The 17,327-nt window shown below is 63.3% G+C and carries 18 protein-coding genes; 10 read left to right on the forward strand and 8 right to left on the reverse strand.

The window, feature by feature from the left end; translation table 11 throughout:
- Positions 1–72: 72 nt before the first annotated feature.
- The 4 genes from C8K18_RS09720 to C8K18_RS09735 form a co-directional block, all read right to left on the reverse strand.
- Positions 73–1,350: an MFS transporter gene (locus C8K18_RS09720; protein WP_107707326.1), complete on the reverse strand. Its 1,278-nt coding sequence runs from the start codon at positions 1,348–1,350 to the stop codon at positions 73–75.
- A gap of 354 nt (positions 1,351–1,704) precedes the next feature.
- On the reverse strand, positions 1,705–2,286 hold the full coding sequence (locus C8K18_RS09725) for a YceI family protein (RefSeq protein ID WP_107707327.1): 582 nt from the start codon (positions 2,284–2,286) through the stop codon (positions 1,705–1,707).
- A gap of 50 nt (positions 2,287–2,336) precedes the next feature.
- Positions 2,337–2,900: a YceI family protein gene (locus C8K18_RS09730; protein ID WP_006047920.1), complete on the reverse strand. Its 564-nt coding sequence runs from the start codon at positions 2,898–2,900 to the stop codon at positions 2,337–2,339.
- Positions 2,901–2,908: 8 nt separating this feature from the next.
- A complete protein-coding gene (locus tag C8K18_RS09735) occupies positions 2,909–3,469 on the reverse strand; it encodes a cytochrome b (RefSeq protein ID WP_029970446.1) in 561 nt (186 codons plus the stop codon).
- A gap of 199 nt (positions 3,470–3,668) precedes the next feature.
- Between C8K18_RS09735 and C8K18_RS33075 the strand changes: the two genes are divergently transcribed.
- The 5 genes from C8K18_RS33075 to C8K18_RS09755 are packed head-to-tail and all read left to right on the forward strand — an operon-like array spanning position 3,669 to position 7,713.
- Complete coding sequence (locus C8K18_RS33075) at positions 3,669–3,902, forward strand: hypothetical protein (RefSeq protein ID WP_132384551.1); 234 nt, start codon at positions 3,669–3,671, stop codon at positions 3,900–3,902.
- Positions 3,884–4,675 (forward strand): paraquat-inducible protein A, encoded by a 792-nt coding sequence (locus C8K18_RS09740; protein WP_053857523.1) that lies wholly within the window; start codon positions 3,884–3,886, stop codon positions 4,673–4,675. Before C8K18_RS33075 ends, C8K18_RS09740 begins: the two co-directional genes overlap by 19 nt.
- 8 nt (positions 4,676–4,683) lie before the next feature.
- Positions 4,684–5,334: a paraquat-inducible protein A gene (locus C8K18_RS09745; protein WP_006047923.1), complete on the forward strand. Its 651-nt coding sequence runs from the start codon at positions 4,684–4,686 to the stop codon at positions 5,332–5,334.
- Positions 5,327–6,985: an intermembrane transport protein PqiB gene (locus tag C8K18_RS09750; protein ID WP_029970448.1), complete on the forward strand. Its 1,659-nt coding sequence runs from the start codon at positions 5,327–5,329 to the stop codon at positions 6,983–6,985. Before C8K18_RS09745 ends, C8K18_RS09750 begins: the two co-directional genes overlap by 8 nt.
- On the forward strand, positions 6,982–7,713 hold the full coding sequence (locus C8K18_RS09755; RefSeq protein ID WP_107707328.1) for a PqiC family protein: 732 nt from the start codon (positions 6,982–6,984) through the stop codon (positions 7,711–7,713). Before C8K18_RS09750 ends, C8K18_RS09755 begins: the two co-directional genes overlap by 4 nt.
- A 430-nt stretch (positions 7,714–8,143) precedes the next feature.
- Here C8K18_RS09755 and C8K18_RS09760 read toward each other — a convergent pair whose 3' ends face one another.
- A complete protein-coding gene (locus C8K18_RS09760; RefSeq protein ID WP_029970450.1) occupies positions 8,144–8,482 on the reverse strand; it encodes a DUF805 domain-containing protein in 339 nt (112 codons plus the stop codon).
- Between the two features lie 892 nt (positions 8,483–9,374).
- Here C8K18_RS09760 and C8K18_RS09770 point away from each other — a divergent pair.
- The 3 genes from C8K18_RS09770 (at position 9,375) to C8K18_RS09780 (ending at position 12,196) form a co-directional block, all read left to right on the forward strand.
- On the forward strand, positions 9,375–10,673 hold the full coding sequence (locus C8K18_RS09770) for a class I SAM-dependent RNA methyltransferase (RefSeq protein ID WP_029970451.1): 1,299 nt from the start codon (positions 9,375–9,377) through the stop codon (positions 10,671–10,673).
- A gap of 228 nt (positions 10,674–10,901) precedes the next feature.
- On the forward strand, positions 10,902–11,285 hold the full coding sequence (locus C8K18_RS09775) for a VOC family protein (protein ID WP_006047928.1): 384 nt from the start codon (positions 10,902–10,904) through the stop codon (positions 11,283–11,285).
- Positions 11,286–11,449: 164 nt separating this feature from the next.
- Positions 11,450–12,196, forward strand: a complete 747-nt coding sequence (locus C8K18_RS09780; protein ID WP_006047929.1) for a YafY family protein — start codon at positions 11,450–11,452, stop codon at positions 12,194–12,196.
- 46 nt (positions 12,197–12,242) lie between these two features.
- Here C8K18_RS09780 and C8K18_RS09785 read toward each other — a convergent pair whose 3' ends face one another.
- The 3 genes from C8K18_RS09785 to C8K18_RS09795 are packed head-to-tail and all read right to left on the reverse strand — an operon-like array spanning position 12,243 to position 15,194.
- Positions 12,243–13,697, reverse strand: coding sequence for an NAD(P)(+) transhydrogenase (Re/Si-specific) subunit beta (locus C8K18_RS09785; protein WP_006047930.1), 1,455 nt, complete (start codon positions 13,695–13,697; stop codon positions 12,243–12,245).
- Positions 13,697–14,026 carry an NAD(P) transhydrogenase subunit alpha gene (locus tag C8K18_RS09790; RefSeq protein WP_006047931.1) on the reverse strand — a complete coding sequence of 110 codons (330 nt, stop codon included), beginning with the start codon at positions 14,024–14,026 and terminating at the stop codon, positions 13,697–13,699. The genes C8K18_RS09785 and C8K18_RS09790 overlap by 1 nt, the downstream gene beginning before the upstream one ends.
- 25 nt (positions 14,027–14,051) lie before the next feature.
- Positions 14,052–15,194 (reverse strand): Re/Si-specific NAD(P)(+) transhydrogenase subunit alpha, encoded by a 1,143-nt coding sequence (locus C8K18_RS09795; RefSeq protein ID WP_107707330.1) that lies wholly within the window; start codon positions 15,192–15,194, stop codon positions 14,052–14,054.
- A gap of 307 nt (positions 15,195–15,501) precedes the next feature.
- Between C8K18_RS09795 and C8K18_RS09800 the strand changes: the two genes are divergently transcribed.
- A complete protein-coding gene (locus tag C8K18_RS09800) occupies positions 15,502–15,981 on the forward strand; it encodes an NUDIX hydrolase (protein ID WP_006047933.1) in 480 nt (159 codons plus the stop codon).
- A 79-nt stretch (positions 15,982–16,060) separates the two neighbouring features.
- The gene (gene mnmA / locus C8K18_RS09805; protein ID WP_107707331.1) at positions 16,061–17,206 is read left to right on the forward strand and encodes a tRNA 2-thiouridine(34) synthase MnmA; all 1,146 of its coding nucleotides are present in this window, start codon (positions 16,061–16,063) and stop codon (positions 17,204–17,206) included.
- The last annotated feature ends 121 nt before the right edge of the window (positions 17,207–17,327 follow it).

Consider the following 17,327-nt stretch of genomic DNA (forward strand, 5'->3'; position numbering starts at 1 on the left):
GTTGTAAAGCAAAAGGCCGGTTCATCGACGAACCGGCCTTTTGCGTTTACCGCGCGATGTCCGCTTACGAGCCTACCGGAACCCCAACTTCCGTCGCGCCGCCACCAGCGACGCCAGGCTCAACAGCGCGGCGAAAATCAGGTAATAACTCGGCGCGGCCTTCGAACCGGTAAAGCTGATCAGCCACGCGATGATGAACGGCCCGAAGCCGCCGAACACCGTGACCGCGATGTTATAGGCGAGCGACATGCCGGTCGTGCGCGTTTGCACCGGAAACATCTCCGACAGCAAGCCCGGCAGCGCCGCGAAATAGCCGGTCATCAGGAAACCGAGCAGGATTTGCAGCGCGATCAGCGTGCCGAACGTAGGATGTGCGACCAGATAGACGAACGCCGGATAGATCAGCACGAGCAGCAGCACGCCGGAGATCAGCATGATCGTCGTGCGTCCGTGCCGATCCGACAGATGCCCAACGAGCGGCGCAAACACCATCTGGATCAGGCCGGTCAGCGCGATCGCCGAAAACGCAACCGATGGCGCGAGCCCCAGTTGCTTCACGCCGAAGGTGGGCATGAACAGCACGAGGTAAGTCGACACCGTGCCGAGCACGACCGCGCCGATTGCGATCAGGAGCCGCAGCTTCTGGCTCGTGAAGGTATCGCGCAGCGGCGTCGTGGTGGTATCCGCGGCGAGAAACTCGGGCGTCTCGTCGAGCTTCGTGCGAATGTACCAGGCAACCGGTCCGATCAGCAGCCCGAAGAAAAACGGCACGCGCCACCCCCAGGCCGCCATCTGCTCCGGCGTCAGATTGCCCGTCAGCACGACGCCGAAACCGGCCGCGAGCAGCGTCGTGAGCCCCTGGCTCGCGACCTGCCAGCTTGCGAAAAAGCCGCGCCGCGCCGGCACATGCTCCGCGAGAAACGCCGTCGCGCTGCCGAATTCGCCGCCGGCCGAGAAGCCCTGCATCAAACGCGCGATGACGAGAATCACCGGCGCCGCGATGCCGATGCTTCGGTACGTCGGCAAAATCGCGATGATCAGCGTGCCGCCCATCATCAGCAGGATGGACAGCGTGAGCGCCGCCTTGCGTCCGGCGCGGTCGGCGTACGCACCGATCACGATGGCCCCGAGCGGCCGCATGAAGAACGACACGCCGAACGTGCCGAGCGTGAGCAGCAGCGACACGGTGTCGTTGCCGGCCGGAAAAAACAGCTTCGCGATCACCACGGCAAAAAAACCGTAGACCACGAGATCGAACCATTCCAGCGCGTTGCCGATGGACGCGGCGATCACCGCCCGCCACGAATTTCGCCGGCTTCCCGCAAGGCTTGCTGCAGTCGTTGCGTTCATGCAGATCTCCAGTTCGCGCGAATATTATGGATGCGAGCCGACGCCCGATCTCGCCGCATTGGATGCGCGCACAACCAATGCGGTGCCAGCGCTCTATGTACCCGAAAAATTAAAGCGGCGCGAGTGCGAAATGTCGAACCGGCCTCACATAACGCCTCGATCGCCTTCGATTTCCGGCGACGCCATGAAAAAGCCGCTTCGTCGCGAAAGCGACGAAGCGGCCGGAACAGCGGTAAAACGCGCGGTAAAACGGACCGTTTGCTTTTTGATGCGCCGCGACGGCGGCATCCTCTCAAGCGCAACCGCAAGCGGCAGGCGCAAGCGGGCAGGCGCCCGCTGCGCCCTCACCAGCGCTTATTGCTTGATGCCCTCAGCCTGGATATGCAGCTTCGTCTCCATGCTAAAGCCGTACTTGCTGCCGAAATCCATGCCGTAATCCGCGCGATTGAATTGCGCGCTGGCCTCGACGCCGCACACTTCGCGCTTGAGCACCGGGTGCTGCATGCACTTGAACGACTCCACCTTCAGATTCAGCGGCTTCGTCACGCCGTGCAGCGTCAGGCTGCCGACCACTTCCGACGGCTTGTCGCCGTCGAACTTGATGTCGGTGCCTTTGTACGTCGCGGCGGGAAACTTGGCGACGTCGAAGAACTCCGCCGTCTTCAGGTGATCGTCCAGCTTGCCGTTGCCGGTGGAAATCGACGCCGCATCGACGTTCACTTCGACCGTGCCGGTCTTGGCCACGCGGTCGAGCGTGACCGTGCCCGAGCTTTTCGTGAACTTGCCGCGCCACACCGACAGGCCGCCGAAGTGGTCCGCCTCGAAACTCGGATAGGTGTGCGTCGGGTCGAGCTGATAGGTGTCGGCTGCGGCGAATGCGCCAAGCGAAACGCAGGAGGCCAATGCACCGGCGGCGATCAACGTGGATGTCTTCAATTCATGCTCCCAGTCAGGTAAGAACGGCTGCGCTCAACGCGCAGCGCAAGTCACTTGCGTGCGGCTACGATATGAAACTTGATGACGACGTCGTCGGCAACCACGGACGTGTCTTTCCACTCGCCCGTGCCGATGTCGAACTGCGAACGCTTGATCGGCAACGAGCCGTCGAACGCCTGCGTCGCGCCCTGCTGCGTCACGGTGACGGGCACCACGACCGTCTGCGATTTGCCCTTGATGGTCAGCTTGCCCGTCACCTTGTACTGATTGCCGCCGGCCGGCGCAATCGCGCTCGAAACGAAGGTCGCGCTCGGATAGGTCTTCGCGTCGAACCATTCCTTGCCGCGGACCTGATCGTTATAGCTCTCGTCGCCGAGATCGTAGCTCGCCACGTCGATGTTCAGTTGCGCGCTGCCCTCGGCGGGCTTGGCCGGATCGAACTTGACCTGCGCGGTGAATTTGCCGAACTTGCCTTCGACCGGCACGTTCATCTGCTTCGAGGTAGCCGTCACCGAACTCTTCGCGGTGTCGACCTGGGCCAGCGCGCCGCCGGCCGCGGTCAGCGAGGCTGCGGCAAACGCCGCCAGCATGTAGCGATAAAACGAGACCTTCATGGTGGTCCTTATTTGAGGAAGGGAATCATGCGCGACAGCAGCCCGTCGCGGTCCAGCCACTGATGCTTGAGCGCCGCCGCGACATGCATCGCGACCAGCGCCAGCAACGTGTAATTCAACACGATGTGGACGTTCTTGAGCAGTTCCTTCAGATGCGGGTCCGGCGCGATCAGCCGCGGCAGCGGGATCAGACCGAGATAGACGACCGGCACGTTCGCCGCCGAGCTATACAGATAACCGGAGACGGGAATTGCAATCATCAACGCATACAGCAGCAGATGCACGAGATGGGCGGCGCCGCGCTGCCAGGCGGGCATGCGGCGCGGCATCGCCGGCGCGCCGTGCGTGGCGCGCCACAGAATGCGCACGACAGCGAGCGCGAACACTGTCACGCCGATCCACTTATGCCACGAAAAATAGCGCAGCTTGGTCGGCGTGAAACCGGGAATGTCGGTCATCACCCAGCCGAGCGCGAAGCCGCAAACGATCAGCAGCGCGATCAGCCAATGAATCGCAATGGCGGTCCGCGTGTACGACTCCCGGCCGCCGAATGAAGGATTGTGTGCCATGACAGGTCAACGCTTGCTAAGAGAGGTTAACGGCGCGGCACCCCCGGCTATTCCCCGCCGATGTAAAGTCCATCGCCAAAGTGCCGGGCGCCGCGGCCTTCGAGACGCACCAGGCCGCCATGCTACCCGAAGCGCAAAAAGCTGGCTGCGGCAAAGCGAAATTGACCGAAGGACGCCTTCACGTTCCCGGATCAGCCGGTTGAACAATTGGGGACGGACGCTGTCAGAACCGTTGCGCGCCAAGCGTTTCGCGCTCACCGGCGCGGCGCGGCAATGCCTTTTGGTACTATTGCTCCACGAATTTTTACAGACCCGCCGAATCGGCTACATTGCGACCCGCATTGCAACCAGTATTGCCACCGAAATTGCGACCGGCATTGCACGCTCACTTACATATCGTTGGCCCGCTGCCGCATGGAACATGACAACCTGATCGCGTGCCATGAATGCGATACGCTGTTCCGCAAGCCACGGCTTGTCGGGCGCAAAGTCGCCCGCTGTCCGCGCTGCGGCGCCACGCTCTACGCGGGCGTATCGCGCAAGCTCGACGGCATCAGCGCCATGACGCTCGCCGCGCTGATCACGTTCCTGATCGCGCAGGGCTTCCCCATCGTCGAGCTGGAGACTAATGGCATTACCTCGCAGACCACGCTGTTCGGTGCGCTCGTCGCGCTGTGGAACGAGAACATGCAGATCGTCGCCGTCATGGTGTTCTGCTCGACGATTCTGTTTCCGCTCACCGAACTCGTCGCGCTGCTCTACGTACTGGTGCCGCTGCGCGCCGGCTATGTGCCGGGAGGCTTTAACCGCGTGTTGCGCGCGATCCAGTTCGTGCGGCCCTGGGGCATGATCGAAGTGTTCATGCTCGGCGTGCTCATCACCATCGTGAAGATGGTCAGTCTCGCGCGCGTGATTCCGGAAGCGGCGCTCTTCGCGTTCGGCGCGCTCACGCTGATGTTCGCCGTGGTCGTCACGTTCGATCCGCGCATTCTGTGGGACCTCGCCGACGAACTCGGCGCGCGCGGCCAGCGGCCGCTGCCGCGCACGTCGGCCGACAGCGCGGCAGCCGCGCTCGGCTCGATGGCCGGCCCGCCCGCGCCGCCGCTGCTGCAAGCCGGCGACGAAGCCGACTCCAGCCGCGACACACGCAGCGACCTTGGCCGCGGCACCACTCCCGGCGCCCCGCCGGCCTCCAATCGAGGATGACCCGCGCGATGAAATACGTCACCGCAAAACGCGCGGGGCTCGTGGCCTGCCATGCGTGCGGACGCGTCGAGCCGCGCATCCGCTCGGTCACGCCGCAGCACTGCGGGCGTTGCGGCGCACATCTGCACTCGCGCAATCCCGACAGCCTGATGCGAACCTGGGCGCTGCTGATCGCCGCAGCCTTGCTGTATATTCCGGCAAATTTGTTGCCGGTCATGCACACGTCGTCGTTGCTCGGTTCCGAGGACGACACCATCATGAGCGGCGTCGTTTATTTCTGGACCTCCGGCGACTGGCCGCTCGCGGTGATCGTGTTCATCGCCAGCATCATGGTGCCGATGCTGAAGCTGAGCGTGCTCGTGCTGCTCACCGTCACCGCGCAGCGACGCTCGCGCTGGCGGCCGGAGCAGCGCACGACGCTCTATCGGATGGTCGAGCGGATCGGCCGCTGGTCGATGCTCGACGTGTTCGTCGTCACGTTGACCGTGGCGCTCGTGCGTTTCAAATCGCTTGCCGTGATCACGGCCGGCCCGGGCGCGATTGCGTTCGGCTCGGTAGTGATCCTGACGATGATGGCCTCCATGCAATTCGATCCACGGCTCATCTGGGACCACGTGGACGGCAGTACCCAAAAACCTCAGGACCTCGAACATGACTAGCCCGCCAGGACCGACGCCCGCCTCCGATGCGCCGCGCAACGATTCGAACGGACCGAAGCTGCCGCCCCAACTGCCCGACCCCGACATCGAGCCGCGTAGCCGCTGGCTGCCGTCGCTCGTCTGGGTGATCCCTCTGATTGCCGCGCTGATCGGCATTGCGCTCGTCATCAAATCGGTGACGGAAAAAGGCCCGACCATCACGATCAGTTTCATCAGCGCGGAAGGGCTAGAGCCTGGCAAGACCAAGGTCAAGTACAAGGACGTCGACGTCGGCGCGGTCAAGTCGATCACGTTGTCGAAGGATCTTTCGCACGTGCTCGTGCAGGTGCAGTTGACGAAGGAAGGCGAAGACTTCGCGGTCAAGGATTCGCGCTTCTGGGTCGTGCGGCCGCGCGTGGGCGCGAGCGGCGTGTCGGGCCTCACCACACTGCTCTCCGGCGCCTATATCGGCGCGGACGCCGGTCATTCGCCGGACAGCGAGAAGAACTTCGTCGGCCTCGAGACGCCGCCGCCGATTACCGGCGACCAGAAGGGCCATCAGTTCATTCTGCATGGCGATTCGCTCGGCTCCATCGACATCGGCTCGCCGATTTTTTATCGCCGCGTGCAGGTCGGCCAGGTGGTCGGCTTCTCGCTCGACAAGGACGGCACCGGCGTGACCATGCAGGTGTTCGTGTCCGCGCCGTTCGACCAGTACGTCGGCACCAATTCGCGCTGGTGGCATGCGAGCGGCGTCGATCTGCGGCTCGATTCGAGCGGCTTCAAGCTGAACACGCAGTCGCTCGCGACGGTGATCGTCGGCGGCTTGTCGTTCCAGTCGCCGCCGGGTCAGGGCGTGGGCGCGCAGGCGCCGAACAACATGACGTTCCGCCTCGGTTCCGACGAAGGCGACGCGATGCGCGAGCCGGACGGCGTGCCGCTGCGCGTCGTGATGAACTTCAACCAGTCTCTGCGCGGTCTGTCGGTCGGCGCGCCGGTCGATTTCCGCGGCATCGTGCTCGGTCAGGTGACCAACATCGGCATCGACTACGATCCGAAGACGCGCAGCTTCACGATGCCGGTGACGATGAACATCTACCCTGACCGCCTCGGCAAGCGCTTCCGCGAAACCGCGCCGACGCCGGGCAGCCTCGCCGGTCAGACGCTGCTGCAACAACTCGTCAAGCACGGACTGCGCGGCCAGTTGCGCACGGGCAATCTGATCACGAGCCAGTTGTACGTCGCGCTCGACATTTTCCCGAAGGCGCCGCCGGCCACCGTCGACGTAGCCAGCGACCCGCTCGAATTGCCGACCATTCCGAACACGCTCGACGAGCTGCAATTGCAGGTCGCCGACATCGCGAAGAAGCTCGACAAGGTGCCGTTCGATCAGATCGGCAACAACCTGAACAGCGCGCTGAAGAATGCCGACCAGCTCTTCAAGCGACTGGACACGGAAGTCGTGCCGCAAGCCCGCGACACGCTGGCCGCCGCGAAACAGACGTTCGGCTCGGCCGAGGCGACGTTGCAGCAGGACTCGCCGTTGCAGTCGGATGTGCATCAGGCGTTGCAGGAATTGACGCGCACGTTGCAGTCGCTGAATGCGCTGTCGGATTATCTCGAGCGCCACCCGGAATCGTTGTTGCGCGGTAAAGCAGGAGACAAGCCATGATGTTCGTTCGACTCCCCCGTTTGTCGCGCGTAGTGGCGCGCAGCGCTGTTCGTGCCGGTGCGCTCGCCGCGGTGCTGGCGGTCGCGGCGTGTGCGTCGCCGAGTAGCCGGTTTTATACGTTGGGCGATGTGAATGGCGCTGCGTCCGCTGCGGCGTCGGGCTTGCGGACGTCGGCGGCGCCTGCGTGGCTGATCGAAGTCGCGCCTATCGATGTGCCGCCGCAAGTCGCGAAGACTCAGCTCGTCGTGCAGACGGGACCGACGCAGGTCAAGGTGCTGGAAGAAGATCGCTGGGCGTCGCTGCCCGGCGATGAACTGCGCCGCGCGTTGTCGACCAGTCTCACTCAGCAACTCAATACGATTGATGTGTACGGGACGGCTTATTCCGATGCGACGCCGGTGTATCGCGTGAGCATGAATGTGCAGCGGTTTGAGTCGTGGCCTGGGTCGCATGCGCTGATCGATGCGGTGTGGAGCGTGCGGGCCGTGCGCAGTACTGCTGTGATGACTTGCAGGAGTGTTGTTAGTGAGCCTGTCGGTGGTGGGTATGATGCGCTTGTTGATGGGCATCGGCGGGCTTTGATGCGCGTTTCTGCGCAGGTGGCTGCTGCGTTGCAGGCTATGGCTGCTGCTGCGGGTTCTGCTTCTGCTTCGCAGGGGACGAAGGCGAGTACTCGCGGTAGTGTGCCGGGGTGTCCTGCTTTGGATGCGGGTGTTGCTGGGCGGTGATTGGTTTTTGTGCTTTTCACGTTGGTTTTTTTGCTTTCTTTTTTGCCTTTCCTTGAATTCGTTGTGGTCTATTCGTGTTGCCCCTGTGCGGGGCGGCACTTACTTTCTTTGCCGCCGCAAAGAAAGTAAGCAAAGAAAGCGGGCTTACACCGCTAGCTTATAAGTGGAGCCCCTTGCTCGGAGATGGCGGTGGCACGCCTTACATCCGTGCTCTCGCGCACTCCGCACTTGTGACAAGGCAGTCATGCTTCCCGACTCGCACTCGTGCTCGTCGGAAGGGTTCGCTGTGGTGTCTGTTTCGCTCTTCGCTCTTCGCTTTTCGCTTTTCGCTTTTCGCTTTTCGCTTTTCGCTCTTCGCTTTTCGCTTTTCGCTTTTCGCTCTTCGCTCTTCGCTCTTCGCTCTTCGCTCTATTGAAGGGTCAGCGCTCGCTCATTGCGTTGGTTGCTTTGGGTCGGGGCCGAAGCGGTTTTGGCCTCGCGTTCCCTCGAAGCAGGCAAACACCAGGTTGGCGACGGGGCAAAGGGCCCACCAACCGCTTCGGTTGGAATCGTGCATGCGACGAACCAGCGCCGCCAGGCCCGGAAGGAACACCAGCAAGGGATAAAGGTTGCGCCAGAACCTGGACTCTTCCAGATCGAGGATGACCAGCACGACTCCGTAGGCAATCCCGATGATTACGTTGAACAGTAGGAACATCCAGTATTCCTTGCGACGCGCTCGTCCACTGAATTCAACGTACTTCGAAAGCACTAGCAGATACCATTTCATGTTTTTTCTCTTTCTGATAGAAACGACCGAAAAAACCGCGCGCCGTGACGGACGCCACGCGATAGATGCCATTAAGACCGTGGAAACGTGTGCAGCGCTGGTTGCGACGGCTGTGCAGCTCTGACCAGACTTCCACGTGGCACCCAATACAAGACTACGCCGGCGAGAACGGGATAGGCGCGGGACATTTCGCAAGACAACAGGCGCGATTTCCGGTCGTGCGCGAAGCGGCGTGCGCGCCGGAAGCAACCCTTCCGGCGAGCACGCAGTGCAAGTCGGGAAGCATGACTGCCTTGTCACTAACGCCGAATGCGCGAGAGCACGGATGTCTGCCGCACCACTGCCCGCACCGAGCAACGGAACCCACTTATAAGCTGGCGGTGTGAGCCCGCTTTCTTTGCTTACTTTCTTTGCGGCGGCAAAGAAAGTGAGTGCCGCCCCGCACAGGGGCAACACAAATAGACCACCATGAAAACAAGGAAAGGCCAACGGCGTTAACAAGCAAGCGAGAGGCTCTAAGCGAACCCTTCCGGCGAGCACGCAGTGCAAGTGGGGAAGAATGACTGCCTTGTCACGGGCGTCGAATGTGCGAGGGCACGGATGTCAGGCGCACCACTGCCGCCTCAGAACTGGGGGAGCCATCTATAAGCTGGCGGTGTAAGCCCGCTTTCTTTGCTTACTTTCTTTGCGGCGGCAAAGAAAGTGAGTGCCGCCCCGCACAGGGGCAACGCCAATAGACCACCGAGAAAACAAGGAAAGGCCAAAGCAAGCCAGGTGCAACACAAATAGACCACCGACAAAAAACAAGAAAAGGCCAAAGGGCCAAAAAGCACCCCCCACACCCCACCGCGTACAATACCCCCTTACCCACAGCCCACCGGCTAGCCCCTCCATGTCCTTCGATTTCTTCCTCCCCTGCCCGCGCGGTCTCGAAGCCGCGCTCGCCTCCGAACTCGCCGAGATCGCCGCGAAGCATCTGCACGGCGCGCCGTTCGCGCCCGGCTCGCAAGTCCCCGGCGGCGTGCATTTTCGCGGCGGCTGGGCAGCCGGCATGGCGGCCAATCTGCATTCGCGCCTCGCGAGCCGCGTGCTGCTGAAAATCGCGCATCGTCCGTATCGCAGCGAGCAGGACATCTACGCACTCGCCGTCGAACAACGCTGGGAGCAATGGTTCTCTGCGAACGAAACGCTGCGCGTCGACGTCACCGCGATCAAGTCGCCGCTGCGCAGCCTCGAATTCACCACGCTGCGCGTGAAGGACGCGATCTGCGACCGTCTGCGCGAAGTCAGCGGCGCGCGCCCGAACATCGACACTGCGACGCCCGACGTCCGCGTGTTCGCGTTCCTCACCGCGACGGACTGCACGCTTTACCTCGACACGTCCGGCGACCCGCTCTTCAAGCGCGGCTGGCGCCTCGACAAGGGCGCGGCGCCGCTGCGCGAAAATCTCGCGGCGGGCATTCTGCGTCTGACGGGCTGGAGCGCCGGCACGCCGCTATACGACCCGATGTGCGGCAGCGGCACGTTCCTCGCCGAAGCCGCGCAGGTCGCGCTCGACATCGCGCCCGGCGCCGAACGCCGCTTCGGCTTCGAAAAGCTCAAGCAGTACGACAGCAAAACGTGGCAGACGCTGAAGGCCGCCGCGCTCGACGCCAAGCACGCCGCCCGCAACTCGCGCGCCGACCTGCAGATTTTCGGCAGCGATATTTCCGGCGACATGCTCGACAAGGCGCGCGCGAATTTCCAGCGCGCCGGCTTGCCGACCATTCCGCTCAAACAGGTCGACGCGCGCGGCATGACGCCGCCGACTTCGGCGCCGGGCATTCTCGTCGCCAATCCGCCGTATGGTGAGCGGATCGAAGTGCGCGGACGCAACGCGCGCGGCGAAATCCGCGAAGGACGTGAAGGACGCAGCCGCGACAACCGCGAGGACGACAGCTTTCGCCGCGCCCAGGAAGAAGCGCCCGACAGCGAGTTCTTCCAGTCGCTCGGCGACGCGCTCAAGCAGCGCTTCACCGGCTGGCACGCATTCATCCTGACGTCGGATCGCAAGCTGCCGGGCCAGTTGCGCCTGCGCGAATCGACGAAGACACCGCTCTTTAACGGAGCGCTCGAATGCCGGCTGTTCCGCTTCGATCTGATCGCGGGCAGCGTGCGTCAGCGGCCGCAAGGCGATACGCCTGCCGGTTAAGACAAGCGGCAAGCGACAAACAACAAGCGCCAAGCAAACGCAGCCAGAAACAAACCGCGGCCACACACAGTGCCGCGGTTTTTTCTCACCTCGCCCATCCGCACGATCGCACGACCCAGCCCGACCGCCCCACCCTACTGACACCACGCTGTCAGTAGCACCCCCGCACACTCCTCCTCACGCCATCCGGCGATTTATCCGGCTTACCGCCATCCACAGGAGAGTGTCATGTCCGCATCGTCCAAAGTTGTTGCATGGTTCGAAATCCCGTCCGTCGATTTCGACCGCGCCGTGCGCTTTTATGAAGCCGCGCTCGACGTGAAGCTGAACCGCCAGGAAATCGGCGGCCAGCCCATCGCCGTGTTCGGCTACGAAGAACCGGCGACGGGCGGCGCGATCGTCCACAGCCCGTCGATGACCCCGAACGGCGACGGCGTGCTCGTCTACCTGAACGCGCAGCCGACCGTCGACGCTGCGCTCGCCCGCATCGAAGAAGCCGGCGGCAAGACCGACGGACCCGTCATCAAGCTGCCGCAGGACATCGGCTATATCGCGTTTTTCATCGACAGCGAAGGCAATCGCCTCGGCCTGCATTCGCGCACCAACGGCTAACCGCGCTGCGGACAGCGGCCATCGAACGGGTAACGCCCGCGCGGGCGACACACGCATCGAACCCGCCGTCCGAACGCTCACCTGAGCATCCACTCAAACGCTCGCGCGAACGCACACCCAAGCGCTCGACTCAACGCCAACCCGAACGCTGACCGGAGCGCGGCATGCGGCGCTATCATCGCGGGACTGTCCCTGTCCTCTTCTACAAGACGCCCACGATGACGCGCCGCGCCGACCGTCTGTTCCAGATCGCCGAATTGCTGCGCGGCCGGCGTTTGACCACCGCGCAACAACTCGCCGACTGGCTCAACATCTCGCTGCGCACCGTCTATCGCGACGTGCGCGACCTGCAGCTATCCGGCGTGCCGATCGAAGGCGAGGCCGGCATCGGCTACCGGCTGAGCCGCAGTGCGAGTCTTCCGCCGCTGACCTTCACCGCCGATGAACTCGCGGCGCTCGCCGCCGGCGCGCGCATGCTCGAATCGTGGGGCGGCGCCGGCTTCGCGAGCGGAGCGCGCGGCGCACTGGCCAAGATTGCGTCGGCCATGCCCGCAGACAAGCGCGCGTCCCTTGAAAGGCTCGCGATCTTCGCGCCGTCGTTCCACATCAAAAGCGATTTTTCGACGCAGCTCGACACGCTGCACCGCGCGATCGACGCGCGGCATGTGGTGAGCTTTGCGTACACGGATGCCAACGGCGCGGCGACGGAGCGGCGCGTGTGGCCGCTCGCACTCGCCTATTGGGGCGCGCGCTGGACGCTTGGCGCGTGGTGTGAATTGCGCGGCGATTTCCGCAACTTCGGGCTCGAGAAGATCCAGCAACTCGAAGTGCGTGAGCCGTATCCCGATCAGGAAGGCAGACGGCTCGCGGACCTGCTGCGGCATGTGAACGCCAAACCGAAACAGAAGTGAGCATTGCGCGGCGCAGACCTTCGCGCGCCGCGCAATTTATCGCGTGTTATTCGACCGCCTTGACCATGTCCTCGATCACTTTCTTTGCGTCGCCGAACACCATCATCGTCTTGTCCATGTAGAACAGATCGTTGTCGAGCCCCGCGTAACCCGCCGCCATCGACCGCTTGTTGACGATCACCGTGCGCGCTTTATAAGCCTCGATGATCGGCATACCCGCAATCGGCGACTTCGGATCGTTCTTCGCAGCCGGGTTCACGACGTCGTTGGCGCCGAGCACGAGCACCACGTCGACCTGACCGAACTCGCCGTTGATGTCGTCCATTTCGAACACCATGTCGTACGGCACTTCCGCTTCGGCGAGCAGCACGTTCATGTGACCGGGCATGCGTCCGGCGACCGGGTGAATCGCGTACTTCACCTCGATGCCTTTCTCGACGAGCTTGTCGGTCAACTCCTTCAACGCATGCTGCGCGCGCGCGACGGCAAGGCCATAACCCGGCACGATCACCACGGTTTCGGCGTTGCCGAGCATGAACGACGCGTCGTCGGCAGAACCCGATTTCACCGGACGCTGCTCAGCCGATCCGCCCGCCGCAGCCGCGCCCGGCTCGTTGCCGAAGCCGCCGAGAATCACGTTGAAGAACGAGCGGTTCATCGCGCGGCACATGATGTACGACAGAATCGCGCCCGACGAGCCCACCAGAGAGCCCGCGATGATCAGCATTGGATTATTCAGCGAGAAGCCGATGCCCGCCGCCGCCCAGCCCGAATACGAATTGAGCATGGATACGACGACCGGCATGTCCGCGCCGCCGATCGGAATAATGATCAGCACGCCGAGCACGAACGCGATCAGCGTCATGATGATGAACGGCAACCACGACTGCGTGAAAAAGAAGATCACGCCGAAGCCGAGCATCGCAATCGCGAGCATCAGGTTGATCAGATGCTGACCCGCATAGACGACCGGCGCGCCCTGAAATAACCGGAACTTGTACTTGCCCGACAGCTTGCCGAACGCAATAACCGAGCCGCTAAACGTAATTGCGCCGACGAACGTGCCGATGAACAACTCGACGCGATTGCCATAAGGCAGAAAGCCCGGCACCGGATTCTCCGGATCGATCAATCCGAATGCCGCCGGCTCCGACACCACCGCATACGCGATGCACACCGCCGCGAGACCGATCAGCGAGTGCATCGCCGCGACGAGTTCCGGCATCTTGGTCATCTCGACGCGCGCGGCGACAAACGCGCCAATCGCACCGCCGACGATCAGCGCGGCGAACAGCAAGCCGAGCCCGAGCGCGAGATTCGAGCCGAGTGCATTCGCCTGTTTGGCGATCAGCGCGATGGTCGTGAGAATCGCAATCGCCATCCCGACCATGCCGAACGTATTGCCGATGCGCGCCGTCTTCGGATTCGACAGCCCCTTGAGCGCCTGAATGAAGCAGACCGACGCAACCAGATAAAGCAGCGTGACGACGTTCAGACTCATTACGCGTTCTCCTTGCTCTTATCGGCGATGAGCTTTTTCGGCTCTTTCTTGCGGAACATCTCGAGCATTCGCCGCGTGACGAGGAAGCCGCCGAACACGTTGACCGCCGCGAGCGCGACGGCGAGCGTGCCGAAGAACTTGCCCGGCGTGCCGAGCGTAAGGCCGGTCGCGAGCATTGCGCCCACAATCACGATCGCGGAAATTGCGTTAGTCACGGCCATCAGCGGCGTGTGCAGCGCGGGCGTGACGTTCCAGACGACGTGGTAGCCGACGTAAATCGCCAGCACGAAAATAATCAGGTTGATGACGGTGTGGTTGAGCACTTCCATCGCCGTTTCTCCAGGTGAATTCGCGTTATGCCTTGCGCGCGACTTCGCCGTCGCGGGTGAGCAGCGTGGCCGCGACGATGTCGTCGGCGAGGTCGATGTTGAGCGCGCCTTCCTTCGTGATAATGAGCTTGAGGAAGTCGAGCAGGTTGCGCGCGTAGAGCGAGGACGCGTCCGCGGGCACCATCGAGGCGAGATTCGTGTAGCCGACAATCGTCACGCCGTGCCTGACGATCACTTTGTCGGCTTCGGTGAGCGGGCAGTTGCCGCCGCGCCGGCCTTCATAGTCCGCGCCGCGGCCCGCCGCCAGATCGACCAGCACCGAGCCAGGTTTCATCGCCTGCACGGTCTCGACGGAGAGCAGCGTCGGCGCCGCGCGGCCCGGAATCAAGGCGGTGGAGATCACCACGTCGGCCTGCTTCGCGCGTTCGTGGACGAGTGCCGACTGGCGTTGCAGCCAGGAAGGCGGCATCGGCCGCGCATAGCCGCCGACGCCTTGCGCGGCTTCGCGCTCTTCATCGGTTTCGTAGGGGACGTCGAGAAACTTCGCGCCGAGCGATTCGATCTGCTCTTTCACGGCGGGACGCACGTCGGATGCCTCGATCACGGCGCCCAGGCGCTTGGCGGTCGCGATCGCCTGCAAGCCCGCCACGCCCGCGCCCAGAATCAGCACGCGCGCGGCTTTCACCGTGCCCGCGGCGGTCATCAGCATCGGCATGAAGCGCGGATAAAGCGTCGCGGCGAGCAGCACCGCCTTGTATCCGGCGATGTTCGCCTGCGACGACAGCACGTCGAGGCTTTGCGCGCGCGTGGTGCGCGGCGCGGCTTCGAGCGCGAAGGCGGTGACGCCCGCCGCGGCGAGTTGCTGCGCGTTCTCCGCGTTGAACGGATCGAGCATGCCGACCAGCGTCGCGCCGCGTTTTAGCAGCGGCAGTTCGGCTTCGGTGGGAGACTGGACTTTGAGGACGAGGTCGGCGCCAAAAGCGGTGGCCGCATCGACGATTTCCGCGCCGGCTGCCGCGAGAGCGTCGTCGGGAAAGCTCGCGCCGCCCCCGGCGCCGCTCTGGATGGTGACCCGATGGCCCTGCGCCACGTACTTCTTGACGGTCTCGGGCGTCGCGGCGACGCGGGTTTCGTGCGCGCGCGTCTCGGCTGGCACTCCGATGTGCATCGTGTTCCTCCTCGACTTACTGTTTGACGACAGATCGGCCGACGAGGCACGCCGGCTTGCAAGTGCAACGGCTAACGCCTCACTTTACCCGAAACATGGGGGGCGGCAGAAATCGGGGACAATCCGGGGGTGCGCGCGGATACGGGGCTCCGAGGCGTGTGGGCGGCGGCAGTCGCATGCGGCAAGTCGCCGCAGCCGGCCGCATGTCACCGGTCACCGCCGGCCGCCGCAATGAACCGGCAACGACCCGGCCGCGTCCCGCCCGCATCCCGGCAGTGAGCGGCCATAAACGGTAAAATGCGCACCCATGAAACCGGAAACCTGGCTGCCGCATGTGACCGTCGCGGCCATCGTCGAGCGTGACGGGCGCTTTCTCGTGGTCGAGGAACACACGGCCGCCGGGCTGCGCCTGAACCAGCCGGCCGGCCATCTGGAAGCCGGCGAAACGCTGCTGGAAGCGGTGATCCGCGAAACGCTCGAGGAAACCGCGCATCCGTTCACGCCCGAGGCGCTGGTCGGCATGTACATGACGCATTTCGAACGGCCGGACAACGGCGGCGTCACCTATTTGCGCTTCACGTATTGCGGCGCTGGCGGCGAACCGGAAGCAGAGCGCGCGCTCGATCCCGACATCGTTCGAACCTTGTGGATGAGCGCCGACGAACTGCGCGCCTGCCCCGAAAGGCACCGCACGCCGCTCGTCATGCAATGTATCGACGATTACCTGGCAGGCCGGCGTTTCCCGCTCGATTTCGTGCATACGCATTCGGTCGGGCCAAAGAGGTAGCCGTCACGAGCGGTCACAAGCCGCCACAAGCGGCCATCTCCACGATCCATGAAGTCACGCAGTACCCAGTGAGCATCTTATGAGCAAGCAGAAAGTCGTAGTAGGCATGTCGGGCGGCGTCGATTCGTCGGTCACCGCGTGGCTGCTGAAGGAACAGGGCTACGACGTGGTCGGCCTCTTCATGAAGAACTGGGAAGACGACGACGACAGCGAATACTGCTCGACGCGCCAGGACTGGATCGACGTGGTGTCGGTGGCGGACCTGATCGGCATCGACGTCGAAGCGGTCAACTTCGCGGCCGAATACAAGGACCGCGTGTTCGCCGAATTCCTGCGCGAATATTCGGCGGGCCGCACGCCGAATCCGGACGTGCTGTGCAACGCCGAAATCAAGTTCAAGGCGTTTCTCGATCACGCGATGTCGCTCGGCGCTGAAACCATCGCGACCGGCCACTATGCGCGCGTGCGCGAAAACAATGGCCGCTTCGAGCTGCTGAAAGCGTTCGACCATACGAAAGATCAATCGTACTTTCTGCATCGGCTGAATCAGGCGCAGTTGTCGAAAACGCTGTTTCCGCTCGGCGAAATTCCGAAGACGAAAGTGCGCGAAATCGCCGAACAGATCGCGCTGCCCAACGCGAAGAAGAAAGATTCGACGGGCATCTGCTTTATCGGCGAGCGGCCGTTTCGCGATTTTCTGAACCGCTATCTGCCGACCCAACCCGGCCCGATGAAAACCACCGACGGCAAAGTGGTCGGCGAGCACATCGGCCTCGCCTTCTATACGTTCGGACAGCGCAAGGGCATCGGCCTCGGCGGCAGCAAGGACGGCAGCGGCGAGCCGTGGTTCGTCGCGGGCAAGGACATTCCTTCGAACACGCTGTATGTCGCGCAAGGGCACGATCATCCGTGGCTGTTGAGCCATACGCTGAGCGCGGGCAACACGAGCTGGGTCGCGGGCGAGCTGCCGGCGGAAGGCTTCGCGTGCGGCGCGAAGACCCGCTACCGGCAAGCGGACGCGCGCTGCACGTTCAGCCGCGCGAATCAGCGCGAAGGTCTGTTCGAACTCACCTTCGACGATGCGCAATGGGCTGTCACACCGGGGCAATCGGCCGTGCTTTACGATGGCGATGTTTGCCTCGGCGGCGGCATCATTGAACACGCGGCGACCGGGCAGCCGGCCGTGCGCGAGCCGCAAAAGGCGGCACTGCTGAGCGCGCGCTAGCTTGCTGCGTTTCGCTCGCCGACTTCAACTCAGCAAGCCTTTGCACGACGTTTAAACCTCACCAACGACCCGCTCACGTCTTCCCGACAGGCAGTCGCTCGTTTTTCCCACGGTGGATCTG

Source organism: Paraburkholderia sp. GV068, assembly GCF_003058125.1.
Lineage (GTDB): Bacteria > Pseudomonadota > Gammaproteobacteria > Burkholderiales > Burkholderiaceae > Paraburkholderia > Paraburkholderia graminis.